29 protein-coding genes are annotated in these 26,829 nt (G+C 55.7%); 9 read left to right on the top strand and 20 right to left on the bottom strand.

What is annotated here, in order from left to right:
* Positions 1 to 131: 131 nt before the first annotated feature.
* From MK745_RS11755 to pip, 5 genes are all read right to left on the bottom strand, one after another.
* Positions 132 to 1,676, bottom strand: coding sequence for an ABC transporter substrate-binding protein (locus MK745_RS11755; RefSeq protein WP_243613490.1), 1,545 nt, complete (start codon positions 1,674 to 1,676; stop codon positions 132 to 134).
* A gap of 31 nt (positions 1,677 to 1,707) precedes the next feature.
* The gene (locus MK745_RS11750; protein WP_243613489.1) at positions 1,708 to 3,372 is read right to left on the bottom strand and encodes an ABC transporter ATP-binding protein; all 1,665 of its coding nucleotides are present in this window, start codon (positions 3,370 to 3,372) and stop codon (positions 1,708 to 1,710) included.
* A gap of 12 nt (positions 3,373 to 3,384) precedes the next feature.
* On the bottom strand, positions 3,385 to 4,572 hold the full coding sequence (locus tag MK745_RS11745; protein WP_243613488.1) for an ABC transporter permease: 1,188 nt from the start codon (positions 4,570 to 4,572) through the stop codon (positions 3,385 to 3,387).
* A gap of 8 nt (positions 4,573 to 4,580) precedes the next feature.
* Entirely contained in the window at positions 4,581 to 5,579 is a 999-nt protein-coding gene (locus MK745_RS11740) for an ABC transporter permease (protein ID WP_243613487.1), read from the bottom strand.
* Between the two features lie 108 nt (positions 5,580 to 5,687).
* A complete protein-coding gene (gene pip / locus MK745_RS11735) occupies positions 5,688 to 6,665 on the bottom strand; it encodes a prolyl aminopeptidase (protein ID WP_243613486.1) in 978 nt (325 codons plus the stop codon).
* A 49-nt stretch (positions 6,666 to 6,714) separates the two neighbouring features.
* Between pip and ubiG the strand changes: the two genes are divergently transcribed.
* Positions 6,715 to 7,461: a bifunctional 2-polyprenyl-6-hydroxyphenol methylase/3-demethylubiquinol 3-O-methyltransferase UbiG gene (ubiG, locus tag MK745_RS11730; protein WP_243613485.1), complete on the top strand. Its 747-nt coding sequence runs from the start codon at positions 6,715 to 6,717 to the stop codon at positions 7,459 to 7,461.
* A gap of 3 nt (positions 7,462 to 7,464) precedes the next feature.
* Here the strand turns inward: ubiG and MK745_RS11725 are convergent, their stop codons facing one another.
* Genes MK745_RS11725 through MK745_RS11710 form a run of 4 tightly spaced genes read right to left on the bottom strand, consistent with a single transcriptional unit; the run spans position 7,465 to position 9,775 of the window.
* Positions 7,465 to 7,905, bottom strand: a complete 441-nt coding sequence (locus MK745_RS11725; protein ID WP_243613484.1) for a MarR family winged helix-turn-helix transcriptional regulator — start codon at positions 7,903 to 7,905, stop codon at positions 7,465 to 7,467.
* On the bottom strand, positions 7,906 to 8,736 hold the full coding sequence (locus MK745_RS11720; RefSeq protein ID WP_243613483.1) for a carbon-nitrogen hydrolase family protein: 831 nt from the start codon (positions 8,734 to 8,736) through the stop codon (positions 7,906 to 7,908).
* Between the two features lie 3 nt (positions 8,737 to 8,739).
* The gene (grxC, locus tag MK745_RS11715; protein ID WP_243613482.1) at positions 8,740 to 8,997 is read right to left on the bottom strand and encodes a glutaredoxin 3; all 258 of its coding nucleotides are present in this window, start codon (positions 8,995 to 8,997) and stop codon (positions 8,740 to 8,742) included.
* 40 nt (positions 8,998 to 9,037) lie between these two features.
* Complete coding sequence (locus tag MK745_RS11710; protein WP_243613481.1) at positions 9,038 to 9,775, bottom strand: ComF family protein; 738 nt, start codon at positions 9,773 to 9,775, stop codon at positions 9,038 to 9,040.
* Between MK745_RS11710 and MK745_RS11705 the strand changes: the two genes are divergently transcribed.
* On the top strand, positions 9,746 to 10,612 hold the full coding sequence (locus MK745_RS11705; RefSeq protein ID WP_347813652.1) for a methyltransferase domain-containing protein: 867 nt from the start codon (positions 9,746 to 9,748) through the stop codon (positions 10,610 to 10,612). The two genes, MK745_RS11710 and MK745_RS11705, sit on opposite strands and share 30 nt — an antisense overlap.
* A gap of 56 nt (positions 10,613 to 10,668) precedes the next feature.
* Positions 10,669 to 11,724, top strand: a complete 1,056-nt coding sequence (gene hemH, locus MK745_RS11700) for a ferrochelatase (RefSeq protein ID WP_243613480.1) — start codon at positions 10,669 to 10,671, stop codon at positions 11,722 to 11,724.
* 73 nt (positions 11,725 to 11,797) lie between these two features.
* Here hemH and MK745_RS11695 read toward each other — a convergent pair whose 3' ends face one another.
* Complete coding sequence (locus MK745_RS11695) at positions 11,798 to 11,974, bottom strand: hypothetical protein (RefSeq protein ID WP_243613479.1); 177 nt, start codon at positions 11,972 to 11,974, stop codon at positions 11,798 to 11,800.
* 146 nt (positions 11,975 to 12,120) lie between these two features.
* The gene (locus MK745_RS11690) at positions 12,121 to 12,717 is read right to left on the bottom strand and encodes a L,D-transpeptidase (protein WP_243613478.1); all 597 of its coding nucleotides are present in this window, start codon (positions 12,715 to 12,717) and stop codon (positions 12,121 to 12,123) included.
* A gap of 167 nt (positions 12,718 to 12,884) precedes the next feature.
* Here MK745_RS11690 and MK745_RS11685 point away from each other — a divergent pair, with 167 nt between their 5' ends.
* The gene (locus tag MK745_RS11685) at positions 12,885 to 13,406 is read left to right on the top strand and encodes a CAP domain-containing protein (RefSeq protein WP_243613477.1); all 522 of its coding nucleotides are present in this window, start codon (positions 12,885 to 12,887) and stop codon (positions 13,404 to 13,406) included.
* Here MK745_RS11685 and MK745_RS11680 read toward each other — a convergent pair.
* The 5 genes from MK745_RS11680 to MK745_RS11660 are packed head-to-tail and all read right to left on the bottom strand — an operon-like array spanning position 13,397 to position 17,897.
* The gene (locus MK745_RS11680) at positions 13,397 to 13,891 is read right to left on the bottom strand and encodes a L,D-transpeptidase family protein (RefSeq protein ID WP_243613476.1); all 495 of its coding nucleotides are present in this window, start codon (positions 13,889 to 13,891) and stop codon (positions 13,397 to 13,399) included. The genes MK745_RS11685 and MK745_RS11680 overlap by 10 nt on opposite strands.
* A gap of 45 nt (positions 13,892 to 13,936) precedes the next feature.
* Positions 13,937 to 15,154 (bottom strand): class I SAM-dependent RNA methyltransferase, encoded by a 1,218-nt coding sequence (locus MK745_RS11675; RefSeq protein WP_243613475.1) that lies wholly within the window; start codon positions 15,152 to 15,154, stop codon positions 13,937 to 13,939.
* Positions 15,155 to 15,164: 10 nt separating this feature from the next.
* A complete protein-coding gene (locus tag MK745_RS11670) occupies positions 15,165 to 16,319 on the bottom strand; it encodes a CCA tRNA nucleotidyltransferase (protein ID WP_431978972.1) in 1,155 nt (384 codons plus the stop codon).
* Entirely contained in the window at positions 16,316 to 16,912 is a 597-nt protein-coding gene (locus tag MK745_RS11665; protein WP_243613474.1) for a CoA pyrophosphatase, read from the bottom strand. Before MK745_RS11665 ends, MK745_RS11670 begins: the two co-directional genes overlap by 4 nt.
* Positions 16,905 to 17,897, bottom strand: a complete 993-nt coding sequence (locus MK745_RS11660; RefSeq protein WP_243613473.1) for an Hsp33 family molecular chaperone HslO — start codon at positions 17,895 to 17,897, stop codon at positions 16,905 to 16,907. Before MK745_RS11660 ends, MK745_RS11665 begins: the two co-directional genes overlap by 8 nt.
* Positions 17,898 to 17,972: 75 nt before the next feature.
* On the opposite strand from MK745_RS11660, the gene MK745_RS11655 reads away from it, so the two are divergent.
* A complete protein-coding gene (locus MK745_RS11655) occupies positions 17,973 to 18,410 on the top strand; it encodes an NUDIX domain-containing protein (RefSeq protein ID WP_243613472.1) in 438 nt (145 codons plus the stop codon).
* On the opposite strand, the gene MK745_RS11650 is transcribed toward MK745_RS11655, so the two are convergent.
* Positions 18,407 to 19,678 (bottom strand): PP2C family protein-serine/threonine phosphatase, encoded by a 1,272-nt coding sequence (locus tag MK745_RS11650; RefSeq protein ID WP_243613471.1) that lies wholly within the window; start codon positions 19,676 to 19,678, stop codon positions 18,407 to 18,409. The genes MK745_RS11655 and MK745_RS11650 overlap by 4 nt on opposite strands.
* 156 nt (positions 19,679 to 19,834) lie before the next feature.
* Between MK745_RS11650 and MK745_RS11645 the strand changes: the two genes are divergently transcribed.
* The 3 genes from MK745_RS11645 (at position 19,835) to MK745_RS11635 (ending at position 21,848) form a co-directional block, all read left to right on the top strand.
* Positions 19,835 to 20,155, top strand: coding sequence for an Hpt domain-containing protein (locus MK745_RS11645; protein WP_243613470.1), 321 nt, complete (start codon positions 19,835 to 19,837; stop codon positions 20,153 to 20,155).
* Between the two features lie 105 nt (positions 20,156 to 20,260).
* Entirely contained in the window at positions 20,261 to 21,487 is a 1,227-nt protein-coding gene (locus MK745_RS11640) for an argininosuccinate synthase (RefSeq protein ID WP_243613469.1), read from the top strand.
* A gap of 79 nt (positions 21,488 to 21,566) precedes the next feature.
* Positions 21,567 to 21,848, top strand: coding sequence for an SCP2 sterol-binding domain-containing protein (locus MK745_RS11635; RefSeq protein ID WP_243613468.1), 282 nt, complete (start codon positions 21,567 to 21,569; stop codon positions 21,846 to 21,848).
* A gap of 16 nt (positions 21,849 to 21,864) precedes the next feature.
* Here the strand turns inward: MK745_RS11635 and MK745_RS11630 are convergent, their stop codons facing one another.
* Positions 21,865 to 22,578 carry an HAD family hydrolase gene (locus MK745_RS11630; RefSeq protein WP_243613467.1) on the bottom strand — a complete coding sequence of 238 codons (714 nt, stop codon included), beginning with the start codon at positions 22,576 to 22,578 and terminating at the stop codon, positions 21,865 to 21,867.
* Positions 22,579 to 22,637: 59 nt separating this feature from the next.
* On the bottom strand, positions 22,638 to 23,552 hold the full coding sequence (locus tag MK745_RS11625; RefSeq protein ID WP_243613466.1) for a D-amino acid aminotransferase: 915 nt from the start codon (positions 23,550 to 23,552) through the stop codon (positions 22,638 to 22,640).
* A 149-nt stretch (positions 23,553 to 23,701) separates the two neighbouring features.
* Between MK745_RS11625 and msrA the strand changes: the two genes are divergently transcribed.
* The gene (gene msrA / locus MK745_RS11620; RefSeq protein ID WP_243613465.1) at positions 23,702 to 24,361 is read left to right on the top strand and encodes a peptide-methionine (S)-S-oxide reductase MsrA; all 660 of its coding nucleotides are present in this window, start codon (positions 23,702 to 23,704) and stop codon (positions 24,359 to 24,361) included.
* A 63-nt stretch (positions 24,362 to 24,424) separates the two neighbouring features.
* Here the strand turns inward: msrA and MK745_RS11615 are convergent, their stop codons facing one another.
* Positions 24,425 to 26,680 carry an NADP-dependent malic enzyme gene (locus MK745_RS11615; protein WP_243613464.1) on the bottom strand — a complete coding sequence of 752 codons (2,256 nt, stop codon included), beginning with the start codon at positions 26,678 to 26,680 and terminating at the stop codon, positions 24,425 to 24,427.
* Positions 26,681 to 26,829 lie beyond the last annotated feature (149 nt).

The raw sequence follows: 26,829 nt of genomic DNA, 5'->3' as shown, positions 1-26,829 counted from the left end.
GTGGGGCGTTGGAGCCAAGCCCCTTCGCACCGCTGTTGAGAAGGCATATACGCGCGGTGAAGGGAATCCGCAAGTGCAATAAGAAAGCGCCCCGAAATTCGGGGCGCTTTTGTTGGTAATTCTGATTGGCGTTAGGACATCCACCAACGTTCGGCCATGCGGCCATTGTCCATTTGCCAAAGGTTGCCGACGGTTTCAGGCGTTCCAACCTTGTTGGACAGAGCCTGCACATAGTTGGCGAACATCGGAATGATGACAGCGCCATCTGTCCGCAGAATTTCCTGCATCTCACGATACTGGTCACGACGCTTATTCGAATCGAGCTCAGCACGCGCGGTGATAAGCAGTTCCTGGAAGCGCGGGTGATCCCACTGAGAGTCATTCCACGGAGCGCCTGCTTCATAAGCAGTCGAGAACATCCAGTCTTCGGTCGCGCGACCGGACCAGTAACACGCACACCAAGGCTTCTTGAGCCAAACGTTGGACCAATAGCCGTCCGCGGGCTCTTGGACGACATTGATGTTGATCCCCGCGCCCTTGGCCGAAGATTGATAGAGCTGTGCCGCATCTACCGCGCCCTCAAACGCCGCGTTCGATGCGGACAGATCGATATCAAGCGATGAAAGCCCTGCCTCTTTCAAGTAGAAGCTTGCCTTGTCGGGATCGTAAGAAAGCTGCTCTAGATCGCTGGCATAGTACTGGTTGGCCGGTCCAATGGGCGTATCATTGCCGACCTGACCATGTCCAAGCAGGATCTTATCGACCATTTCTTGGCGGTTGATGCCGTACTTCAAGGCGCGGCGCACGTTCACATCGTCGAACGGCGCGGTCTTGGAAAGCATCGGGAACGTGTATTGTTGGTTGCCGGTCACTTCCTGAATACGAGTGTTCGGGTTCGCCTTCAAAAGCGCCTCGGTCTTGAAGTCGATTCGGTTGATCGCATCGACCTGGCCGGTCAGAAGAGCGTTCATGCGTGCGGTCGTGTCGTTGATCGCAATATACTCGATCTCTTCAAAGAAACCGGCGGTGTCACCTTTATAGTGATCATCGACGCGCTTCGCGACCATGCGCACGCCCGGCTCGAAGGACTGAACGGCGTATAGGCCGGTGCCGATGCCTTTTGCGATGGCTTCTTCGATCATGCCTGCCGGATACATGAGGATATGATAGTCCGACATGAGGTATGGGAAGTCTGCGTTGCCGGCTTCAAGCGTGAATTGAACCTGGTGGTCTGTGATCTTCTTCGTCTCGACAATCGACGAAACGATGGGTTTCGCCGCTGATTTAGCGCCTTCTGCCACGTGGATATTCAGCGACTCGATCACATCATCGGCACCAAAGTCTTTGCCATTGTGGAACTTGACGCCCTTGCGAAGGTTGAATGTCCAGGTCTTGGCGTCTGCGCTGGCTTCCCAGCTTTCTGCCAATTCACCACGGAGCGAACCATTCGGTGCCACCTCGGTCAGGCTGTCGAACACAGCGCCCTGAGCCGAAGCGATCATGAAAAGGTCAGAATGCGTACGCCCATCCCAACTGTCAGACGTGTTTGCTCCGCTCAGACCAGCGCGGAGACGGCCTCCACGTTTCGGAGCGGCCATGAGCGGCATACCGGTGGCAGCAAGAACACTGGCTGCTGCGCCCGTCTTGAGAAGGCCGCGTCTACTAATACGTGTCATATTTGATCTCCCTTGTTGTTTCGTCCCCGCTTCAAACGGGTGATTCGTTTTCCATCTTATCAATTGCTGCGTCTCCGATGTTATCAACTCCCCGCTCATTGAGCAGATTGGTGAGCCAATCGGGATCCATTTCCGGCACAGAGCTCAACAAGAGGTCTGTGTAGGGATGGTGCGGTGGGCGGAACATGTCCTCTTTGAGGCCCTGCTCGACGACCCGACCCTCTTTCATGACCACAACCTCATCAGCGATCGAGCGCACGGTTGCGAGATCATGGGTAATGAACATGTAGGTCAGGTTCAATTCATCCTGAAGACGCGCCAAAAGCTTTAGAATTCCTTCAGCCACCAGTTGATCGAGCGCCGAAGTAACTTCGTCGCAAATAATGAACTTCGGTTCGGCGGCGAGCGCTCGCGCGATACCAATCCTCTGCTTCTGACCACCTGAAAGCTCTGACGGCAACCGGTTGAAGTATTGTGACGGTTCGAGCTCTATCTCCTCAAGCAACTGCTCAACGCGACGACGACGATCCGAACCGGTGAGGCCCATGTAGAACTGAACAGGGCGACCGATCAGCTCTCCAATTGTCTTGCGTGGGTTAAGCGCCGTATCCGCCATCTGGTAAATCATCTGCACTTGACGCAGTTGCGACTTGTCCCGCTTCCGATAGTCCGCTGGCAGCGGAATGCCATCAAGCTCGATCTGTCCCTGCACCGGCGGCAACAGACCGGTGATACAACGCGCGGTCGTAGATTTTCCCGAGCCGGACTCCCCCACGACAGCTACTGTCCGGCCTGCGTGCATATCAAAGCTCACATCATGTAGGACGGGAACCTTGCCATAAGCTGCGGTCACGTTCTGCACGGAAACCACGGGCACGGAGGTTGATTGTACGGCGGGCTTTTGTGGTCTCTTGAAGCTACGCACAGCCCAGAGCGATTTGGTGTAGTCTTCTTTGGGATGCGCGAGCATCTCTCGGGTTTCCGCCTCTTCGACCTCATCTCCCTTGAGCAAGACTTTGATCTTATCCGCCATCTGCGCGACAACTGCGAGATCGTGGGTAATGTAGATCGCCGCGGTATCGAACTCTTCCACGATCTTACGAATACTTGCCAAGACCTCGATCTGCGTTGTCACATCAAGCGCGGTGGTCGGTTCATCGAAAATGATCATATCCGGACGGCATGACATGGCCATCGCCGTCATAGCGCGCTGCAGTTGTCCCCCTGAGACCTGGTGTGGATACCGAAATCCAATCTCTTCGGGGTTGGGCAATCTCAGTTTCCGATAGAGCTCGACACCGTCCGCTTCGCTATCACTACGTGACATGACACCATGTTGAACAGGTGCCTCCGTGTGTTGGTCGATCAATCGATGCGCCGGGTTGAAGCTCGCCGCGGCAGATTGCGCCACATACGCAATTCGTCTCCCGAGGAGATCGCGCTTTGTGCTTGCCGCGGCTTGTACGAGATCAATCCCATCAAACTCGACGCTCCCCGCCGATATCCGACAGCCATCCCGCGTGAACCCCATCGAAGCAAGACCAACCGTTGATTTACCCGCACCGGATTCACCGATGAGGCCAAGGACTTCGCCTTTGCATAGATCAAGGTCAATCCCGTTGACGATCGGCGACCATGTTTCATCACTTCGGCCCTCGATCTTCAGACCGCGGACTTTGAGCAGTGTCTCAACCATGCGTGATACCCCTCATTCCTTCAGGCCAGAAGATTTGTGGAGCATCCAGTCCACGACGAAATTCACTGCCACCGTCAGAAGCGCAATTGCACCGGCGGCGAGAAGCGGCGCGCTCGCAACTTGCGGAGCAAACCCTGCGAAGTTGATGAACTGTGCGAGATCGCGCACCATCGTGCCCCAGTCTGCCGTCGGAGGCTGAATACCAACCCCGAGAAAAGACAACGAAGCGATGGTGAGGAACACAAAGCAGAACCGAAGCCCAAACTCTGCAAGGAGCGGCGCATAGGCATTCGGCAGGATTTCTCGGAAAATCAGATACCCAAGACCCTCGCCGCGAAGCTTCGCCGCCTCGATGTAGTCCATGACAACGATATTAAGACCCACCGCCCGTGCAAGGCGGAAGACGCGCGTGGAATCAATCACAGCAATAATCAAGATCATGTAGTAGGTCAGCAGTCCTTTCTCGGACCCCGCCCAAGCACTTGCGATGGTCATCAAGAGAAGCGCGAAGATCAACGACGGAATAGCCATGAGCACATCAACGCCACGAGACAGAAGTTGGTCGAGCCACCCCTGAAGAGTCGCCGCAAGAAAGCCAAGCGTTCCGCCGATGAAGAAGGCAAGGCAGGTCGTTGCAAAAGCGATACCAACGGTATTCTGCGCTCCGAAGATCAAGCGAGACATGATGTCCCGTCCGATTTGATCGGTACCCAAAGGAAAATCCGGATTGCCTCCGATCGCAGGGTTGCCTCCTGGCACGATATTCGCTGAAGAAAGGACTTCCTCTTGCCCATAAGGTGCAAGCCACGCGGCGAAGATCGCAACAAACGCGTAAATCAGGATCACCAAGACACCAAAGCTCGCTGTCAGCGGCATAGACCGGAAGATCTTGCGCGACGCATCTGGCCCGATGTGACGCCCCAACAGGCGGAATATAAACGCCGCAACAGCGAAGATTGCGAACCCCTCTACCGCCTTCCCGAGAAAAAAGAAGTTGTTCGCGGTCGTCGCGTCCGCAGAGTGGGATTGAATATAGGCCCAGACCAACCAGACCAGCACCAGAGCGCCAAATACGTAGCCGAATGCCACGCCAAGCGCCATGTCTCGAAAGAAGGGTTTGTTCCCGGTGAGACGTTGTCCAACAAAACGGAGTAGCCACCCTGCACCAAGCAATCCGATGAGGATAAGGGCGATAGACATCAAAGTGCTCATTTCGGATGCCTCAGTCGCGGATTGGAAAGTATGGATAGCACATCCGCTGTCAGGTTCAGCAGAATGTAGGCCCCAGCAAAGATCAGGCAGCAGGCCTGAACAACCGGGATGTCACGGATTTTCACGCTATCAACGAAAAGCTGCCCGATCCCAGGATAGACAAAAACAACCTCGACCACGACGACACCCGTAATGAGATAGGCGAGGTTCAACGCGATCACGTTGATGATTGGTGCAAGTGCGTTCGGCAGAGCATGCTTGACGATGATCCGAAGCGGCGAAATCCCCTTCAGCCGCGCCATCTCAATGTATGGTGAAGCCAAGAGGTTGATAATTGCAGCGCGCGTCATTCGCATCATGTGCGCTGTCACCACAAGCGTCAGCGTCAAAGCAGGCAGCAACGTTTTCGTGAACCGCTCTCCAAGCGCCATTCCTTCATAGATATTCGAAAGCGAGGGCAGGATGGGGTTCATGACCGCCAAGAAAAGAATCAGGATATAGGCAAGGAAGAACTCAGGTGACGATATCGACGACAACGTCATAATATTCGTCGCGCGATCAAAGACCGAATTCCTATAGAGCGCAGCCAGAATTCCGAGCGTGAGCGAGACCGGCACTGCAAATAGGGCGGTCACACCAGCAAGGAACATCGTGTTCTCAAATCGTGGAGCAATCTGCGTTGCAACCGACGAAAGCCCCGAACCTGTATCCGTACCGACAAAAGCGGCGAAGTTGGCTTGAGCAAAGCTATTTCCGAGATCACCTTGCACTGCACCGGAGAGCCAGCTGATGTATCGCCTGACCGGGTGCTGATCGAGGCCAAGATCCTTGCGAATTGCCTCCACAGCTTCGGGCGTTGCGCCTTGCCCAAGAATGGCTTCCGCGAAATCGCCTGGAAGAAGATTAACGGCTGTGAAGATGACGACGGACACGACAAACATCGTCAAGATGCCCAGCGCGAGACGTTGAGCGATGATTTTTAAGATTGAGGCCACGGGCCCTCACCTGTTGTTTTTCTCTTTCCCTTAAGGGTAACCGGTGCAGCGCCTCTGTAAACCATTTATCTCAAAAAATGTAAGGTGCTGAAAATTAACGATATTACTTCACGAGGCTGAAATTGCGATCTGGTCCATCACTCGAACGAGCTCTGCACTTATCCCCGGTTCCGACAAGGCATGTCCCGCATTTCGAACCATACGCAGGTCGGCGCGCCGCCAACGTTGCGCAAGTTGATAGGCAGTGTGAGGTGGGCAGATCATATCATACCGCCCCTGCACAATGATCCCAGGAATGTGCTGAATACGGTCCATGTCTTTCAGAATCTGACCATCCTCCGAGAGGAAGCCAGCATTGCGGAAATAGTGGTTCTCGAGCCGTGAGAAGGCACGGGCATAGTCTGGCGGCGCCTCTCCTCCGTAGCCCGCGGAGTGCACCGAAGCGAGCGCGTTCTCCCATTTCGCCCAGGCTTGCGCATACCGAATCTCAGTTGATCGATGCCCGCTAAAGAGGCGCTTGGCATAGGCTTCGATAAGGTCAGCCCGTTCTTCCTCTGGTATCAGAGAGACAAACCTTTCCCATGGTTCTGGCCAAAATTTACCTGCTCCCCCAGCATAAAACCAATCAAGTTCGGATTGCTGCATCAAGAAGACACCCCGCAGAACAAGGTGAGAAACTCGATCAGGGTGTGTCTGAGCGTATATCAGTGATAACGTCGCGCCCCAGCTACCGCCAAACACGATCCAGCTGGGTATATCTACCTCGTTCCTGATACGCTCCATATCAGAAACAAGGTGCCAAGTTGTGTTGTTCTCGATTTCTGCATGCGGCCGAGATTTGCCGCAGCCGCGCTGGTCGAAAAGAATGACTCTGTAGACTTCAGGATCAAAATACCGCCGCATCGCGGGGCTGCTACCTCCACCAGGACCACCATGCACGACGAGTACAGGAAGCCCAGTTGGGTTTCCGGACTGTTCAAAATAGACCCGGTGCCCATCCCCCATATCAAGCACCCTCTGGTCAAAGGGTTCGACCGGAGGATAGAGGTAATGTACTGCGCGCTTTTGGCCCGAGTTTTTGTCCATATCCGTCCTATATAGGTTAGGCGGCCCACATGAGCACATGGAGTTCAGAATGCAACCGTCTCACACGACTGTCGACCCCGCGGAAGTTGCGAAGTTCGAAGCTATGGCCGCAGAATGGTGGGATCCGAAGGGGAAATTCAAACCCCTTCACATGCTCAACCCCTGCCGCTTGGACTATATTTCCAAGCAGATCGCGACAGAATTTGACAGAGATCTCGGAACCCATTTGCCCTTCGAAGGGCTAAGACTTCTCGATATTGGCTGTGGCGGTGGACTGCTGAGCGAACCTATGGCGAGGCTGGGCGCCACTGTTGTTGGTGCTGACGCCGCAGCTGGAAATATCCCTGTCGCGCAAGTCCACGCTGCACAGTCGGGGTTAGACATCGACTATCGACATACAACAGCCGAGGCGCTGGCAGAAAATGGAGAGACGTTCGATATCGTGCTCAACATGGAAGTTGTTGAGCATGTTGCCGACCCATTGTCTTACCTGACCGCATGCCAGACGCTTCTAAAGCCAGGCGGCCTTCACATCTGCTCGACGATCAATCGAAATCCCAAGAGTTTTGCCGTCGCCATTCTTGGAGCGGAATACGTCATGCGCTGGCTTCCCAAAGGAACACACGAGTGGCACAAGTTCATCACACCCGACGAACTTTGCAATTTGCTCGACAAATCGGGGGTCTCCCCGATTGACCGGAAGGGCATGGTGTTCAACCCGGTGACTTGGTCATGGTCGATCTCTGACAAAGATCTAAGTGTGAACTACGTAACGGCGAGCCGGAAACCGACCTAGAGATTATTCTGGCCTATTGAGGCGAATACGGAGCTCACGCAGGATCGGAAGGGCCGCACGCACCCGCTCTTCCCCGATTTCATCAACAATTTCCGTGATAACCGGCGCGATTCCGGCCAAGGCTTCGTCGCGTGCGCGCCGTCCCGCAGGACTTATGCCGACAATCTTCCTTCTAGCGTCATCCCAATCCGGGCGCACATGGATATACCCTGCGAGCTCGAGCTTGCTCAGCGTGTTTGTCATCGCGCCGCGCGTGACATGGAAGGCCTTCGCAAGCTGCGCCGGGCTGCGCTCCGCCCCCGGTGGCGCCAGATGGTTCAGAACGGAGAAATGCGACAGCTCCATGCCTTTCGGTAACGCGCGCGTTAGCCGAGAGCGCGCGAGTTGTTCAGACATGAGAATCTCGCCAAAAAGCGAGATCGCAAGAGCATTGGAGTCATTCATTCAGGGGCCCTCGAAACTCCAGTCATGGCTCAACGAAGGCACTCGCCGACGGGCGCTTTCGACTTCTTTGAGATCAATATCCACGTAAGTTATACCCGGATCCGTACCGCCGTCCGCAAGGATCTCTCCCCAGGGTGCGACGACAAGACTATGACCATAGGTCTTGCGTTTGGCTCCGTGTGAGGCGGGATGCGTGCCTGTCTGCGCTGCCGCGACAACAAAACACCCGGTTTCTATTGCCCGCGCTCGCAAGAGCGTATGCCAATGGGCTGCGCCCGTCACATGAGAGAAAGCGGCAGGCACCATGAGCACCTCCGCACCCGCCTGTGCCAACGCTCGGTACAGATGCGGAAAGCGCACATCATAGCAGATGCTAAGCCCAAAACACCCAAACGGAGTCCTGACGATCCGGGCCTCGGTTCCAGGTCGATACCCGTCTGACTCTCGGTATGTTTCCTCTTTGCTGACATCCACATCGAACATGTGGATCTTGTCATAACGGGCGACAATTTTGCCTTCGGGGTTGAGCACGAAGGAACGGTTGGCAAAGCGGCCATCTCCATCGTGAGTCTTGAGAGCGAGCGATCCGATGAAGAGCCAGATCTTCATCTCACTTGCAATCTCACAGAGTGCAACGAGGGATGGGTCATCTGCCTCGTGGTGCAATATTGCCTTCTGATGTGTGCGACTTGTGGAGAGGCAGTTTGTGACCTCAGGAGTGCAGACAATTTCTGCGCCTTCCCCCACTGCTTCGCGAACCAGATCGCGCACAGCTTTCAGGTTTTCTGCTGGATCGTCTGAAGACGTGATCTGTAGAAGAGCGGCGCGCATTTCTTACTTCGCCAGTAGTGGGTCAAGTTTGCCCTCACGCTCGAGCGCGTAAAGTTCATCACACCCACCGACGTGCACCTCCCCAATGAAGACCTGGGGAACGGTATGGGCACCATTGGCACGTTCGATCATCTCGGGTTTGCGGTCAGGGGAGCTCCATACGTCAATCTCATGGAATTCTATGCCCTTCATCTTCAGCAGTCGTTTTGCTGCATGGCAAAACCCACAGAGAGGACTCGTGTAGATTTCTACGTCTTTCATGTTTCACACCCCGAACTTTTCAATACTGGTTGTCAGGGAATTAGTCATTCTTTGCAACACGCGCCAGTGTTACGGTCTGAACATCGCGAGCTCCTGCGTCAAAAGCAGCAAGTGTTGCTGCCGAAAGCGTCGCTCCCGACGTCATCACATCATCAACAATCAGGACCGTCCTGTCTCTCACGACACCTGTCCGTTTGGGGTTCACAACCATTGAACCCTGCATCTTCGCGAAGCGTTCCCCGTGATCCAAACCGCGCATGTTTCCAGACACGGTCGGGCGATGTAGGAGGTCAAGACAATATGGCTTGTTCAGACTTCTCGCCAACGCCCGCGCCAACAGTGCCGACTGATTGAAGCGCCTCTTGAACAACCTTGATCGATGAAGCGGCACCGGCGCAATCAGGATCTGATCATCAAGCTTGCAAAGGAGTGGTTTCGCCGCAAGAGCAAGCCAACGCGCAGCTGGATGCACCACGTCATATCGATCTCCGTGCTTGATCGCGAGTACCAGCTTGCGTCCATTGTCTCGGTAAAGGAGCGCTGTTCGACCATGGCTCCAAGGGCGTTCGTATCGAAGGCAATCATCACAAAGGACCGGTGCTTGATCTTCTTGTCCATGCACTGGGATTCCGCATTTCTCACAGACCAAGCCACCGGCGAACGGCGTCTCGCGCCAGCAAGGCCCACAAAGGCCAAAATCGCTCTCCACCAAATCACCGCATCCAACACAGCGCGGCGGGAAAAGAAGATGAAGCGCCGTTTGAAACTTCGCGAGCATGCCCCTATTGTCCACTCCATGAGCAGTGTTCCCGAAATGACGGATCGCGTAGCGTTGAACCGCCAAAGAAACCGTGTCCCGAACGCCGACAGCTTGTTTCTACAGGCCGTCGCGCTAGAAGAAGTTCAGGATCGCCTCACTTTGGTAAACAAAGGCTTTACAAAAGTTGCTGTCATCACGGCGTTCCCCGAGGTCTGGGCGCGGCTCGCCCCGAACGTACATATCGTGAGCGACGAAGAGATCCTGGATCTTGAAGAAGGTCACTATGATCTTATCGTCCATGCACTTTGCTTGCATTGGGCAAACGATCCTGTGGGTCAGATCATCCAATGCCGCCGAGCGCTAGAAAGCGATGGCCTTTTCATGTGTGTGACCTTCGGTGGCCAGACTCTCCACGAATTGCGTGCGTCGCTCGCTCAATCAGAATCTGAAATTACGGGAGGGCTGTCACCTAGGGTTGCTCCGATGGCAGAGCTACGCGACCTAGGCAGCTTGCTACAGCGAGGTGGTTTCGCACTTCCCGTCGCAGATACTGTGCCCTTAAAAGTGACCTATGAAACGCCTTGGCACCTCTTTCGAGAACTCAGGGAAATGGGTGAAGGCAATGCCCTATCCCATCGGCTTAAGTCCTTCTCTAGGCGCGAGATCTTCTTTCGAACCTCCGAAGTTTACGCTCAGTCCTTCATGGAGAACGGAAGGATACCCGCCACGTTCGAGCTAGTGTTCTTGACGGGATGGACGCCGGACGCGAGCCAACCGAAACCACTGCGTCCCGGAAGCGCGCAGCAAAGGCTGGCAGATGCACTTGGAGTCGCAGAAAGGCCCTTGAAGGATTGACAGGAAGCGCCCGTGCGCTAGGTCTCGAACGCCGCTCTGAAACGAAGGAATACCGCATGGAAGCCAACGCGATCCGCCCCGAAAATAGCCCCGCTGACCATCCCAAAGTGGCGCACGGGAAAACTGGCATCTTGCTGGCCAATCTTGGCACGCCGGATTCCTATACTTACTGGCCGATGCGTCGATATCTGAGCGAATTCCTTTCGGACAAGAGGGTCATCGATTACCCCGCGTGGAAATGGCAGCCCATTTTGCAAGCGATCATTCTCACCAAACGACCATTCTCGAGTGGTGAGGCCTACAAGTCCATCTGGAACCATGATCGGGATGAAAGCCCCCTCATGATCATCACAAAGGACCAAACCGCCAAGATCTCAGACGCTATGAAAGAACGGTACGGCGATCAGGTGATCGTGGATTTCTGTATGCGTTACGGCAATCCCTCAACCAAATCCAAAGTGCGCGAAATGGTAGCTGCTGGCTGTGAGCGAATCGTCTTTTTCCCGCTTTACCCACAATATGCAGGCGCCACTTCCGCGACTGCCAATGACCAATTCTTCAGAGCACTCATGGATGAGAAATGGCAGCCAGCGGTGCGCACCGTTCCAGCCTATTTCGACAATCCGACCTATATCGACGCACTGGCGAAATCAATTGAGCGCGCCTATGCGGCCGTCGAGAACCGTCCAGAGCTTCTCATCATGTCATATCATGGGATGCCAAAGCGCTACTTGATGGAAGGCGACCCCTATCATTGTCAGTGCCAGAAGACGACCCGCCTCGTCCAAGAGCGATTGGGCTGGGAGAAAACAGAGATCCGCACGACCTTCCAGTCGCAGTTTGGCCCAGAAGATTGGCTTCGCCCTTACACTGTCGAAGAAGTTGCGCGGATTGCAAAAGAAGAAGGTAAGAAGCGCATTGCAGTTGCGGCGCCCGCATTCTCTGCTGACTGCATCGAAACGCTTGAAGAGATCAACGAGGAAATCAAAGAGAGCTTCGAGGAAGCGGGTGGGGAAGAATTCACCTATATACCTTGCCTCAATGATGAAGCGGATCACATCGCTGCGCTGTCTGAGATCATTCAGGACAATCTCAAAGGTTGGCTCGACTAGTCTAGCCCAGTAGCCGAAACGAAAAAGGCGGAGCAATTGCTCCGCCTTTTCCAATCTTAACTGTATCGTTGGATTACGATGCAGCTGCTGCCACGAGAGCGATCAGCAGAAGCGGAACCCAAACAGCGGAGCTCGAGGAGCTTGCTGCTTCTTCCACAACCGGCGGCTCAACAACGGGATCTGCCATCGAGCCAGCAAAAGCGGTCGAAGCAGCGGCGGTCAGAGCAGCAGCGAGAACGAGTTTTTTCATGTTATCCTCCAGAAATAAGCTTGCCGCCACAGTTTGAGGACGACGACAAGCACCCAAGACTTACCTCGTATCTTTTTGTAAACAGCAATGCGCTGTAAATGCAAACCTAAGATACACAGAAGTGCCTCGCGAAAAACAAAATGTCGTCAAATTAGCAACACTTGCGTCCCGACCTTGGCCATACCAAACAGCTCCGCAATATGCTCATTATAGAGCCCGATGCAGCCATTCGAAGAACGCCGCCCGATCTTGCGCGTATCATGTGTTCCGTGGATGCGGTAGTAGGTCCATCCAAGGTAGAGCGCATGCGTTCCAAGCGGATTATCTGGTCCCGGCGGGACATAGTCCGGCCATTCAGGGTTGCGCTTCTGCATCGCGGGTGTCGGGCGCCAGCTTGGCCCTTCGACCTTGCGAACCACACTTGTCCGCCCGCGCCGTGTTAGATCCTCGGTCAAAGGTACTGACGACGGATAAAGCTTGTAGGTTTCTCCATCCGCCGACCAATAGTGCAGCGCGCGGGAGGTCACATCCACGAGGATCGCACCGTTGCGAAGCGACGAGAAGTAAGGCTGCCAATCCAAAGACCGGAAGCTCGAAATGTTGCGCACCACCGATTCACTCAAATCACCTTCGACTTCCGTAGTCGAACTTCCGGTCTGAGCAATGGCTGGTGCGCTAAGAAAGGCGGCGCCTGTCACCAAAAAGGCGCGACGACCAAGACGATCATTTGCATTGAAGGTCATGTCAGTCCTCTGCTGATCTCTAGAACGCGTGTGCCTAAGCACGTTATTGCCAGAATGCCTCAGTCGCAATCCAAACACGCCGCATTTGGCAAAGTCACGCTTAAGTGGGTTTTCAAAGCAACGTCGGCTAAGGTAGAGGGGTTTCAGAGTGTAGTGGTGGGATAGATATGACGCGACTGATTTCCATTGTGTTTGCTTCCGTACTTTTGCTGGCAGGATGTGATGCTGGTGGCGGGGGGTATTCCGGCGCGAGCCAGTATCGGATTTCTTCAAACAGCACAGCTAAGGTGCAGTATCGCGTTCTCGACTCTATCAACGCCTTACGGCAAGCCGCTGGCGCAGCGCCTCTCGCTTTCAACGCGAAACTTAACGCTTCGGCGGCTACACACTCGCGCGATATGTCCATCCAGAATCGCCCTTGGCATTTCGGGTCAGATGGCTCCTCTCCGATCCAGCGGGTTAAGCGCGTTGGCTATGAGGGCCGTTTCATGGGCGAAAACATCTCAGAGACCTATGAGAGCGAACTCCTGACCCTCGAAGCGTGGCTTGCTCAGGAAGACACGCGCGCCGTGATCATGAATCCAGAAGCTCAAGAAATCGGCTTTGCTTGGTTCCAAGAAGCAAGCGGCAAGATCTGGTGGACACTTGTTACTGGGCGCTCAGACGCGGCGCCGATGGTTCACGGATAAATCGAAATCAACGTACCGTTTCGCACCATCGCGTAGATGTCTTCGATTTCGTCGTTGGTGACAGCGATACACCCTGCTGTCCAATCTTGACCGCCGGACCTGTACTTCCAGGGTCGACCGTGAATGAAGATATCCCCGCCGGGACGTTCGCCAAGCGCCTTGGCGTTCTCTCTGTCTTCATCATTCGGATATGAGACACCAATCGAGAGATGAAACTCACTATTCGGATTGCGGCGGTCGATGACATAGTCGCCCTCCGGCGTCTTGCCATCTCCTTCGATTTCTTTATCCCCCACTGGCGCGAAACCTAGGCCGATTTCATATGACGCGAGCACCTCTTCGTTGTGCATCAGGTACATTTTTCGGTTCTCTTTGTAGACAAGCACGCGGGTAACTTCTGGCCCGTTGTATGTCTTGAACTTCGACGCACAGCCGCTGAGACCAACTGCAGCCAGTACAAGCATCAAGACTGCCGTAAATCGCATCATACCAAGCCCTATTGATCCTGTTCGCTATCCTTGGGTGTTTTGCTAACCGCGCACGAACTTCGCCGCAAGCTCTACATGTGTGGACCAGCGGAATTGATCCACCACTTGGATCCATTCCAATGCATAGCCAGCCTTGGACAAGATCTCGGCATCACGCGCAAAGGTCACCGGGTTGCATGACACAAACGCTATGGTTCGCAGATCGGTTTTCGCCAACTCTCGCACCTGCGCTTCTGCGCCTGCTCGTGGTGGATCTATCACCGCGAAGTCATAACGTAGATCTTCCGCCAAGATCGGGTTGCGAAACAAATCCCGCGCTTCGGTTGTGACGCGCTTCATTTCGAGAGCTTGGCGCCAGCCCTGATCGAGGGAGTGCAGCATTTGAGCCTCGCCCTCAACGGCATGCATCTCAAATGAAGACGCCAGAGGAAGGGTAAAGGTCCCACAACCAGCAAAGAGATCTATCCCGCGCTTTCCCTCGTTCCCAATTGCGTCCCGAACCGCTTCGACAAGCGCCGCCTCGCCTTCAAGCGTAGCCTGAAGAAAAGCTCCAAAAGGAGGGACAACATCTGCGTTGCCGAATTTCTGCACTGGCGGATGCCGCGTCACCACAACGTCGTCGCCCCATGACAACCGCGCCAGATCCGATCGCTCTGCCTCTTGCGCAAGTAACGTATGCAATGGTCCATCGAGGGGCTTTCCTCCCGTGACTGCGATATCGATACCAGCGGCTGAAAGTGTAGCCGTCACCGAGAGCTCTGCCTTGCGGCTTGCACCAACCATTGTAAGCCGCTTCGCCGCTTCCACCGCGGGTAAGAGCTTTTCAGGAATAAGCTGGCAGTCCGGAACCTCAACGATCACGTCGCTGCTTCGTTGATGAAACCCGGACGTTGCCCCTTTTTTTGTCCTGCGTGCAGAAAGCACAACGCGCCTTCTTGAGTGCGCCGGCGATGTTTTGATTGGAAGAATGTTGGTTTCAAGTCCATGCGCCCTAAGCGCCGTCTCAACGATCTCGGGTTTCCAGCTTGCAACGAAATCATCGCTCGCATGTTGCATCTGGCAGCCACCGCAACTCTTGAAGTGGCGGCAAGGAGGGCGAACACGTTCGGCGGAGGGCTCAACGATCTTCACCCCTTCAAGACGGTTCCCCTGCAAATCTCCACTTACCTTTTCACCAGGCAAGGTCTGAAACGCAAAAACCGGACCCGCCGCGATGCCATCGCCTTGGTGCCCAACTCTCTCAATCAAGAATTCCGGCATGATTTTCCTTTCACACAGAAAGAAGTTCCGTTCTGCCAAGCGTAAAGTCGGACTGCACCCACAACGCCTCTAGCTTCTTCAACTCGCGTCCAAGCGCGGCACCCTCGTAAGACGGCATTAGATCCGCGGGTTGAATCGGAAAGACAGATCCGGCACCTCGCTTGATATCTGACACGCAATCCTCTGGCATCGGTGTTTCCAACAAAGCCGAACGCAAGAGTATGATCGATAGCGCCCTTTCGACACCGTAGCGATACCCAAGTTCTGCCGGACCAGCCCCCAAAGCGATGCCGTTCCGATACTCGGCAAGGCGTTTCGAGGCTTTCTTCGATAACCGAAGTGCCTCTTCGACACCCTGACCGCCGAGCGCAGCTAGGCGGCGTACTGGATCAACGTCAGCTTTGACAAGAGCTTCTAGGTGTACCAACGGCGCAAGGGCGCGGTCATCCGCCCCCGAAAAAATCCAACCCAGCGCTCCGCACGCGCGCATTGCTGCGACCGAAGGCGCTGGATCGGGTGCCGATAGAAGCTTGAGCATCTCCGCACCGATGCGTTCATTTGAAAGCGTTTCGATTCCCGAAGAATTCGCCGCAATCGCTGCAAGCGCGTCTGCATCCATTCCATTGTCTCGATCACCGTAAAACGCATGGAAGCGGAAGAACCGGAGGATTCGAAGATAGTCTTCGCGAATTCTCTGGTCCGCATCATCAATAAACCGCACCCGCCGCGCCCGGAGGTCTTCCAGCCCGCCCAGAGGATCAACCACCTCGCCGTTCGGACGCGCATAGATCGCGTTCATGGTAAAATCTCGTCGCCGCGCGTCGTCTTCCACATCCTCGGAGAAAGCCACAACCGCCCGACGTCCATCTGTTTCAACGTCCTTGCGGAATGTCGTGATCTCGAAAGGCTCATGGTCGCAAACGACGGTGATTGTCCCGTGATCAATACCCGTCGGAATCGCGTTGAGACCCGTTTCTTTTGCAAGCGCGAGGACCTTCTGCGGGCGTGCGTCCGTGGCGATATCTATATCGTTCACGTCCGTATTGTAGAGCGCATTGCGGACACACCCTCCGACGAACAGCGCTTGGTAGCCTGCGCTCGTCAACATGGCGCAAACACGCTGCGTATGACTGCTCTCAAGCCAAGGTCCGTCGATCTGTGTCACTGCTCCATCCTCTCTGCGAGGCCTCGCAAGATACGCGCGGTCGCGCCCCAAATATAGTAGGGGCCGTAAGGAACGGTGAAGTACAAGCGTTGTCGACCTCGCCATCGACGGGATTGCGTCGAGTAGAAACGGCTATTCACAACCTGATCAAGCGGCACGCGGAAGATTTCTTCAACCTCGCCCACCTCTGCCCGAGGCTCGAAGGGAGACCTCACCAAGCCAATCACCGGCGTCACCATGAAGCTCGTCACGGTTTCGTGTGAGGGTAATAGTCCAAGAACCTCAACATTCTCTGTTGGCAGACCTATCTCTTCCAAAGCCTCTCTCAAGGCTGCTGCGGTCACGTCATGATCGCCTTCATCTTGCTTTCCACCAGGGAACGCGATCTGTCCGGGGTGGTGCTTTAGATGCGAGGCCCTCTTTGTGAGGATCACATGGGGGACATCGCCTATCATCTCTACCGCAACCAACACACCTGCCGGCCTCAGAGTGCGGTTCTCGGGGAGCGCAATATCGGGATTCAAGTCGAAATCAGAGGAAGAGGCGCTCTCACACAACAACGCCCTTAAAAGCCTTTCCCTGATCTCAGTCACCCTTTGCCTCTTCCGCTTCGAAACCAACGGTCTTTGGATCAAGCGAGTAATGCGCTCCACAGAACTGGCAATCAGCCGTGACCCGCCCCTCCGGCGTCGTCATCTTCTCAATGTCTTTCGCCGAATAGATCGACAGGCTCTGGCGCACCCGATCTTCCGAACACGTGCAACCAAACTTAACTGGCTGTGAGTCAAACACTCGCGGTGCTTCTTCGTGGAAGAGACGCAACAAAAGCTGCGTTGGCGCGACAGACGGCCCAATCATCTCCAGATCCTCAACGGAATCGAGGAGAATATTGGCGCGGTTCCAATTCTCTTCTTCATCCCCGTCGAGGATATCAGAAACGGCAAGAAGTCCGTCCTCGCCACTTCCACCCTCTTCTGTCGCACCGATCGATGCTTTCGGCATATGCTGAAGCATGATCCCACCCGCACGCCAAGTCTCTGGCGAGCCGGGTTCCTGCGATTTCCCGAAACGGAGGGCAAACCGTGTAGCGAGTTGCTCTGACTGAGCGAAATAGGCTTCTGCGCAAGCTTTGATCGAACCACCGGCCAAGGGAGTGATGCCCTGATAAGGTGCCATTCCCTTCCCTTGGTCGATCATGATCGCAAAATAGCCACTACCAACCTGATCAAACGGGCTACCGTCCGTAAGCCGATCCTCATCGTAGCTCGCATAGGCTCGAATGCGTGCGGGTTCGCCCTCTTTCTCCGGTCCGAAGTAGTCTGTCGCGATCATTCGAACTGGTCCGTTCGACTGCACCTGAAGCGAGAGCTTCCAGCGCAGTTTGATTGTCTGCCCAATCAACGATGTCAGAAGTGCCATTTCCGCGACCAGCGCTTCGACTTGCGGTGGGTAGGCGTGTTGTTTCAATACACCATCGAGCACACCATCAAGGCGCGCGACCCGGCCGCGAATATCGGAACGGTCAAGTTGGAATGGGAGAACCGTGTCGTCCCAAGCGATTTTGTTGCCAAGAGTCATTGGTTTCCTCAGAAGCTTTTTCTTGCCATACCTTGTCAACAAGTAGCCCACAAGGCGAACAGAAGTGAGATAACCGTGATCCGCCGATTTGGAAGCCCCCCGCGAACCGACAAGAAATATACCCTACGTCCGGGGGTCTATGCCCTGATCCGAGACGGTGCCGATTTGCTTGTGACCTTTCAGGAAGAACCTGAACCTGAGCTGCAGCTCCCAGGCGGCGGAATCGACAAAGGCGAGTCACCGCTTACCGCTCTGCATCGCGAGGTCTATGAGGAAACAGGCTGGACAATCGCCCGGCCGCGTCGGCTCGGAGCGTTTCGTCGCTTTGTCTACATGCCCGAGTACGATCTCTGGGCCGAGAAGTTGTGCTCTATCTATCTGGCCCAACCGGGAAGGCGGCTTGGGCCTCCAAGCGAGCCCTTGCATAGCGCCAAATGGGTTCCGCTTGCAGTCGCACGAGATATTCTAGGCAACTCCGGCGATCGACACTTCGCCGCTCTCCTTGCCGGTTAGATCCACGGCCCGCGATACTCAAAAAGAATGCCCGAAACATCGTCTGGCAAACCCTTACCGCCGCTCAACGCATCAAGGCGCCAGTGAAGTGTTTCGAGCAAGCTCTCGGTTGGCTGATCTCTGAGGTCTGCAAGCAAGGCGGCCAGCCCGTCCTCTCCAAGTAGTTGTCCATCCTCATCTGGGCACTCAATCACGCCGTCCGATAGTATGAGCAACCTCTCTCCGGACTCCAATTTCGTCTCGAAATCTTCGAACTGTGCCCCTTCAATAAGGCCAACTGGCAGCCCCCCTCTCCCGACCTCCTCAAGTTGCCCCCCATGACGTAGAACAACGGGGTGTGGGTGACCCGCTTGCGCCATCTCTACGACACCGCTTCGAAGGTCGATCAATGCGAGAAGCATTGTGAAGTAATGCTCGGTCTCCATATCCGAGAACACTATTCCGTTGAGATGCGCGATGACCTCAGATGGGGACAAATAAGTATGGCCTCCACCTGGTAAAGCTCTGAGCGCGATATTCTGCTCCGGTGACGAGGAGGAAAGATATCCCGCCAGTCTCGCCGTTACGAGCGCCGAGCTCACACCATGCCCGGATACATCGATCGAGTAGAGCCCAATCTTGTGGTCGCTGATGCGATAGTGACCAACTAGATCGCCTCCGACGTGACCGCTGGAATGTAACATCAGAGACGCCGCGCCGGTTCCGAAGTCCTTGAATCGCTCTCGCACCAAAGACTGCTGAAGCTTCTTCGCTTCAATGAGATCGTTGTCGAGAGAGTCATATAGGCGGCGCAGTTCGTCGAGCGTTTCAGAGATAACTCGGTTTTTCTGGGTCAGTTCCCGCTGCATCTTGAGGATGCGCTCACCGGCGCTAATGCGAGCACGCAGTTCATGAGCGTTAACCGGTTTGCTTAGGAAATCATCAGCGCCGCTCTCAAGTCCCCTCACAACTTCGGCCTTCTCGCTCTTCGACGTGAGGAGAATGAAATAGCCATAGTGATCCCGCGAAAGAGACCGAAAAGCACGACAGAATTCCAACCCGTCCATCTTCGGCATGACCCAGTCGCTCAAGACAAGGTCAGGTGGTGACTGACGACAAATATCGAGCGCTTCTTCGCCTGTATCTGCCTCAAGTACTTCGTACCCTTCGCGTTGAAGAGATGCGCTCAGAATTCGTCGTTGCAGTCGACTATCATCAACGAGCAAGACCCTCTGGATCGCTTTTGCCTCTACTTCAGCGTCTGGTGTCTTCTGCGAAACCTGCTGCACTCTACACCTTTGGCCCCAAATCATCTCTAACGAATGGCCAGAAGCTAGAACGTTGTTCTAAACAATCTCTCAAGATCGGTTCATTGCAGGATCTTGTTTGTTCGATTTTTATTAACTGCTTGCAGGCCAAGATCGGGCGAACGAGAGGAACAAGATATGATTGATTGGCGGCGCATTGACGAACTGCGTGGTGAAATCGGAGAAGACGATTTCGGAGAGGTTGTTGAGATATTCCTCGAAGAAGTCGAAGAAGGTATCGGGCGTCTTCGGGCTCACCAAACAAATGAAGAGCTAGCGGCGCATCTCCACTTCCTGAAAGGAAGCGCGCTCAACCTCGGATTTCAGAGTTTCTCGACGCTGTGTCAGGCAGGGGAAACCGCGGCTACAGAAGCCACCGGAATCGAAGTTGACCTCGTTGCCCTGGAGGCCTGCTATGAGCAATCAAAAGAGGTCTTCGAGCAAGGTTTGTCCAGATGAAGCACTCGAGACGCGTGAAATGGCACAGGATTCTCTTACCCCTGCTTGCCCTACCCCTGAAAACCCGGTATCGCGCCTGCGATATACGTATGAAGGGAACTCGTCATGTCCGCGCCCAAGAAAGTTGTCCTGGCCTATTCCGGCGGCCTTGATACCTCGATCATTCTCAAATGGCTCCAGACCGAGTATGACTGCGAAGTTGTTACGTTCACCGCAGACCTCGGTCAGGGCGAAGAGCTCGAGCCGGCACGCAAGAAGGCCGAGCTTCTTGGGATCAAGCCCGAGAATATCTACATCGAAGACATCCGCGAAGAGTTCGTGCGCGATTTCGTCTTCCCGATGTTCCGCGCAAACGCCCAATATGAGGGCCTCTATCTTCTTGGAACGTCGATTGCGCGTCCGCTTATCTCAAAGCGTCTCATCGAGATTGCAGAAGAAACTGGTGCGGATGCCGTGGCGCATGGCGCGACTGGCAAAGGCAATGACCAAGTTCGGTTCGAGCTCGCGGCTTATGCGCTGAACCCGGACATCAAGGTCATCGCGCCTTGGCGTGAATGGGACCTGACCTCGCGCACCAAGCTTCTGGACTTCGCCGAGCAGAACCAGATCCCGATCGCAAAAGACAAACGCGGCGAGGCACCGTTCTCCGTCGACGCGAACCTCCTGCACACCTCCTCCGAAGGCAAAGTTCTCGAGGACCCGGCAGAGATGGCGCCCGACTATGTGTATCAGCGCACCGTGCATCCGGAAGAAGCGCCTGACACCCCGGAATACATTGAAATCACGTTCGAAAAAGGCGACCCGGTTGCGATCAATGGCGAGGCGATGAGCCCGGCAACCATGCTCACTGCCCTGAACGAGTATGGCCGTAAGCACGGTATCGGTCGCCTTGACCTTGTCGAGGGGCGGTTCGTTGGCATGAAATCGCGCGGCATCTATGAGACGCCGGGCGGGACGATCCTCATCGAGGCGCATCGCGGGATCGAGTCGATCACGATGGATCGCGGGGCGATGCACCTTAAAGATCAACTCATGCCGCAATATGCCGAGCTGATTTACAATGGCTTCTGGTACAGCCCGGAGCGCGAGATGCTTCAGGCGGCGATCGATAAGTCGCAGGAGTATGTCTCTGGCACAGTGCGCGTGCGCCTCTATAAAGGTCTTGCATCGACTGTTGGTCGCTGGTCGGAAAATTCCCTTTATTCCGAGGAACATGTGACCTTCGAAGATGATGCTGGCGCCTACGATCAGAAGGATGCGGCGGGCTTCATCAAGTTGAACGCGCTGCGGCTTCGGTTGCTGGCCATGCGGGACCGTCGCAATAAGGGCTAAGGCTCCTGCCACGTCACCGTTGAGAGATTGGATAGACCCGCCTACTTCTTGGGCGGGTTTTTCATTTCAGGAGCCAACCATGCTTGAACAGATCGTCGCGAAGATGCAGCAAGAGCTTGAAAACAAAGCGTTTGATGGATCTTTGAAGTTTGATTGCGGGGACGATGGGGTTGTGGTTCTGGCCGATGGGACCGCAGGACTTGAGGATCAGGAGACGGATTGCACGATCCGTATTTCCGAGGACAACCTCGTGAAACTGCTAACCGGCAAGCTTAACCCGATGACAGGCGTCATGATGGGCAAGCTCAAGGTTTCGGGCGATATGGGCGTCGCGATGAAGCTTGGTCAACTCTTGAAATAGTCGCTTTTTCAGACACTTAGAGCTTTACGGCTTTTAGCTTTTCGTAATACGGCATCGCCTCGGCGAGAACATCTTGCAGCGCATCCGGCACCTCGGGGAGAGGGCCTTCGGCGTCGGCGAAGCCGGTTGAGTTCCAGACGGCGGCATACCAGTGCGAGGCCCAGACACCATCATCCTTGTGGCCGCCAGACGGCCAATTTAGCATGGTGGAATCAAAGCCTAAGCCTATGGAATCACATAGGTTTTTGAGCATGCCGCGAGGGTTCTCGCGAATGTCGTGGCTATCGATGACGACAGGCTTTCCGCCCCATGCAAGCGCTTCATCATAGAGCTCGGCCTGCTGGCGGAAGCCGATATCGTCTAGCACCGGGTTCTCACGTTTGGCGGCATAGCTTGCGATGACGCGGGCGGGATGGCGGATCAGGAAGACATTGACGCAGTCCTTGATCCAGTCGCGAGCAATGCCCGGGATCATGTGCTGCGCCATATGCTTCTGATAGAAAACGCTTTTTCCATCCGGCATCGGACCAACCAAAGATCGGATTACGGCGCCGGGGTCTTGTGATTGCGAGGCCATAATCTCGTCGCGCATGGGATGCTCGAGGCCGGTCATGGCAAGGTAGGCAGCGTAGAACGGCTCGTCCACGACGGCGCAATCGGGGCGGTTTCCGAAGGCATACATCATCGCCGTCGAGAGGTTTCGCGGCCCGGACCACATGGCAATTCTCATCAAAAGACCCCTGTCTGTATCGCGTCGGTATTACGTCGGTATTGCGTCCGTGCAGATCTTCAGGCCCGCGCGGCGCTATCTTCAACCAAAGCCTTATAAAGGGCGCGGATACGTTCGGTCATTGGGCCCATTTCACCAGAGCCGATCGGGCGACCGTCGATCTCGCTCACAGGAGTCTGGGCGCCGAACGTCCCTGTCAGGAATGCCTCGTCTGCGCCATAGGTATCGACGAGAGAGTAGTTCCTCTCGAACACCGGGATACCGTCGGCACGGCACACGTCGATGACTTTCTGCCGAGTGATACCGTTCATGCAGTAGTCGCCGGTTGAGGTCCAAACCTCGCCTTTGCGGACGATGAAGAAATTGCAGGCATTGGTCGTGTTCACGAAACCATTCACATCGAGCATCAGCCCCTCATCCGCTCCAGCCTTTTCGGCGGCGATGCACGCTAGGATACAGTTCAGCTTGGAATGCGAATTCAGCTTGGGATCCTGCGTCATGGGTAGGCCACGGATATGCGGCACAGTCGCGAGACGGATCGGTCGCGGGATCGAGGGGCGCGAATGTTCCATGATGATGGTCACGGTCGGCCCCTTTTGAGAGAGGCCGGGGTGTTGGAACGGCCGGGATTTGACGCCGCGCGTCACCATGAGCCGCGCATGGGCATCAGTCGTCATGTCATTCGCGACGCGCGTCTCCTCGAGGGCCTGCACCATGCAGGCGGGCGTCATGCCAATGTCGAGGTCAATTGCTTTGGCCGCTTCAAAGAGGCGATCCATATGCTCGTCAAGAAAGGCCCAATGTCCATCATAGAGGCGCAGCCCCTCCCAAACGCCATCGCCAAGCATGAAGCCTGAGTCATAGACGCTCACCACAGCTTCGGCCTTGGGAACAATCCGACCGTTGAGGAAGATCAAGATCTCTTCGTTGCGGGCGTCTTCTTCGGCCTGATGGGTTGTGACGTGATCGGACATGCGCGCTCCTCTTTTGGCGGAACGCTAGTGGCGGGGGCAGAGCATGCCAAGCAGTAAATTGTCCTCACCAAGGCGTGACATTCTCTTACAGGGGATTGTTCAGACTCGGCCTTCGGATCAGGGTCTTCTTAACGTAGGAGACCAGACTCATGCACCGTTTGAGCAAACCACAACCTTTTTTCCTTGCCGCTCTCATCTTGATCGGCCTCTTGGCCCATGGCACCCGCGCAAAAGCTGCGACCGAAACGCTTACGGTCGCGGGCGGATGCTTCTGGTGCGTAGAGAGCGATTTCGAATCCGTGAAGGGCGTGCGCGAAGCTGTGTCCGGCTATACCGGTGGCAAGACGAAGAACCCGACATACAAAGAAGTGTCGCGTGGCGGTTCTGGCCACTATGAGGCTGTGCGCATCACGTTTGACAACGCGGTCGTGACGCGGGATCAGCTTCTGAACCTGTTCTTCCGGTCGGTTGATCCGACCGATGCAGGCGGACAGTTCTGTGACCGCGGTGAGAGCTATCGCACGGCTGTTTTCGTCTCTAACACTGTGCAAAAAGCGGCTGCAGAGAAGGCGAAATCCGATGCTGCGGCTGAACTTGGCCGCAAGATCGTCACCCCGATCCTCGGGAAATCTCCCTTTTACAAGGCCGAGGACTACCACCAAGACTACTACAAGGGGACCAAGCTTGTCCTGACGCGATTTGGTCCGAAGAAGCAGTCGGAAGCCTATAAGCGGTATCGCAAGGCATGTGGGAGAGACGCGCGGGTTGAGCAGCTCTGGGGGAGTGACGCGCCCTTTATCGGGCACTGATCCATTGAAAAACGGGCCGGCCAATATGGCGCGGCCCGTTTCTATTTCGCAACCTCGAACGGATCAGCCGACCTTGCAGGCCGCGAGGATCGCCATATTGAGGATGTCGTTCGCGGTCGAGCCGGTCGAACAGATCTGAATCGGTTTATCGACGCCCGAAAGGATCGGACCGATCACCGTCGCGCCTGCCATTTCCTGCATCAGCTTGGTCGAGATCGACGCGGAATGGCGCGCGGGCACGACGAGGATATTGGCAGGACCGGTCAGGCGCTGGAACGGGTAGTTCTCTTGCGCCTTCTTGTTGAGGGCCACATCGACGGTCATCTCGCCTTCGTATTCGAAATCAACGCCGCGTTGATCGAGGACGCGGGGCGCGATGTGCATTTTCTCGGCGCGTTCCGACACCGGATAGCCAAAGGTCGAGAAGCTCACGAAAGCAACGCGCGGTTCGAGGCCCATGTGACGTGCCACACCTGCAGCGCGTTCGGCGATGTTGGCGAGATCGTTCTCGTCCGGCCATTCGTGCACAAGCGTATCCGAGACAAGCACGATACGGCCATTGTGCAAAAGCGCCGTCACACCCACCGCGCCATGCGCAGCGTCGGCGTCAAAGACGTGATTGACCAGATCGAGCACATGAGCGGATTTCCGGGTTGCGCCCGTGACAAGGCCATCGCCGTGACCGTGCTGAAGCATCAGCGAGGCAAAGACATGCCGGTCACGCGCGGCCATCTTGAACACATCGTGGCGATCAAAGCCTTTGCGTTGCAGGCGATTGTAAAGGAAGTCCGTGTAGGTCTCGAGGTGGCGGGTGTTCTTGGCGTTGACGACCTCGATCTCGCGCACCGCATCGCCGAGACCGGCGGCTTCGAGCTTAATCTTCACGTCATCTTCGCGGCCCACGACGAGCGCTTTGCCAAGGCCCGAGCGTTGATAGGTCACGGCGGCGCGCAGAACCCGTGGGTCGTCGCCTTCGGCAAAAATCATGCGGGCTTGGGCGTTGCGCGCGCGCGCGTTGAGGCCGCGCAGGATCGACGCGGTTGGATCCATGCGGGATTTGAGGCTTTCCTCGTATCCGTCCATGTCGATGATTGGACGACGCGCCACACCTGTTTCCATGCCCGCCTTGGCGACAGCTGGCGGAATACGGTGAATGAGGCGCGGGTCGAACGGTGTCGGGATGATGTAGTCGCGACCGAAGGAGAGCTTGCGGCCATAGGCCATCGCGACCTCATCCGGGACATCTTCGCGGGCCAGTTCGGCAAGCGCCTCGGCGCAGGCAATTTTCATATCGTCATTGATCGCGCGGGCATGAATGTCGAGCGCGCCGCGGAAGAGATAGGGGAAACCAAGGACGTTGTTGACCTGGTTCGGGTAGTCCGAACGGCCCGTTGCGACGATCGCGTCGGCGCGCACGGCATGGGCCTCTTCGGGGGTGATCTCTGGATCGGGGTTGGCCATCGCAAAAATGACCGGATCATCCGCCATCGCGGCGATCATTTCGGAGGTCACGGCGCCTTTGACGGAAACGCCGAGGAATACGTCCGCACCTGCCATCGCCTCTTCAAGCGTGCGCAGGTCCGTCTTGATCGCGTGGGCGGATTTCCATTGGTTCATGCCCTCGGTGCGACCTTGGTAGATCACGCCCTTGGTATCGCAGACAATGCAGTTGTCGTGCTTGGCGCCCATCGATTTGAGCAATTCGATACAAGCGATCCCGGCAGCCCCTGCCCCGTTGAGGACAATCTTGCAGTCTTCGATCTTCTTACCCGAAATATGCAGCGCGTTGAGTAGGCCCGCGGCACAGATCACAGCGGTGCCGTGCTGGTCGTCATGGAAGACCGGGATGTCCATCTCTTCCTTGAGGCGCTGCTCGATGATGAAACACTCGGGCGCCTTGATATCTTCGAGGTTGATGCCGCCAAAGGTCGGCCCCATGAGTTTCACGGCCTGACAGAAGGCGTCCGGGTCTTCGGTATCAAGTTCGATATCAATCGAGTTCACGTCGGCGAAACGCTTGAAGAGAACGGCCTTGCCTTCCATCACAGGCTTGGAGCCCAGCGCGCCGAGGTTGCCAAGACCAAGGACAGCCGTCCCGTTCGAGATCACGGCGACGAGGTTGCCCTTGTTGGTATAGTCATAGGCGGTCGAGGGATCTTCGGCGATGGCTTCGCACGGCACAGCAACACCCGGCGAATAGGCAAGCGAGAGATCCCGCTGGGTCGTCATCGGCACGGAGGCCTTTATCTCGAACTTGCCTGGCGTCGGCTCCAGATGGAATGCGAGCGCCTCTTCGTTGGTGATCTTGGTTTTTGCCATTTTTTGCCGTCCTTCGATACCGTTTGCGCCTCTTACCGCAAGGGCGTGTGGGCCTCAACTGTCTTGGCATCTGCGTGACACTTTCGCCTTTCGTCTGGCGCGTCGGGTTTGTTATGAAAAACAGACCACAGGGGGAATTTCAGACGTGA

Origin of the sequence: Shimia aestuarii, assembly GCF_022814865.1 — a bacterium.
In the GTDB taxonomy this organism is placed as follows: domain Bacteria; phylum Pseudomonadota; class Alphaproteobacteria; order Rhodobacterales; family Rhodobacteraceae; genus Shimia; species Shimia aestuarii_A.
The sequence above is the reverse complement of the archived record's forward strand: the minus strand, read 5'-3'. Positions and strand labels throughout refer to the sequence as shown.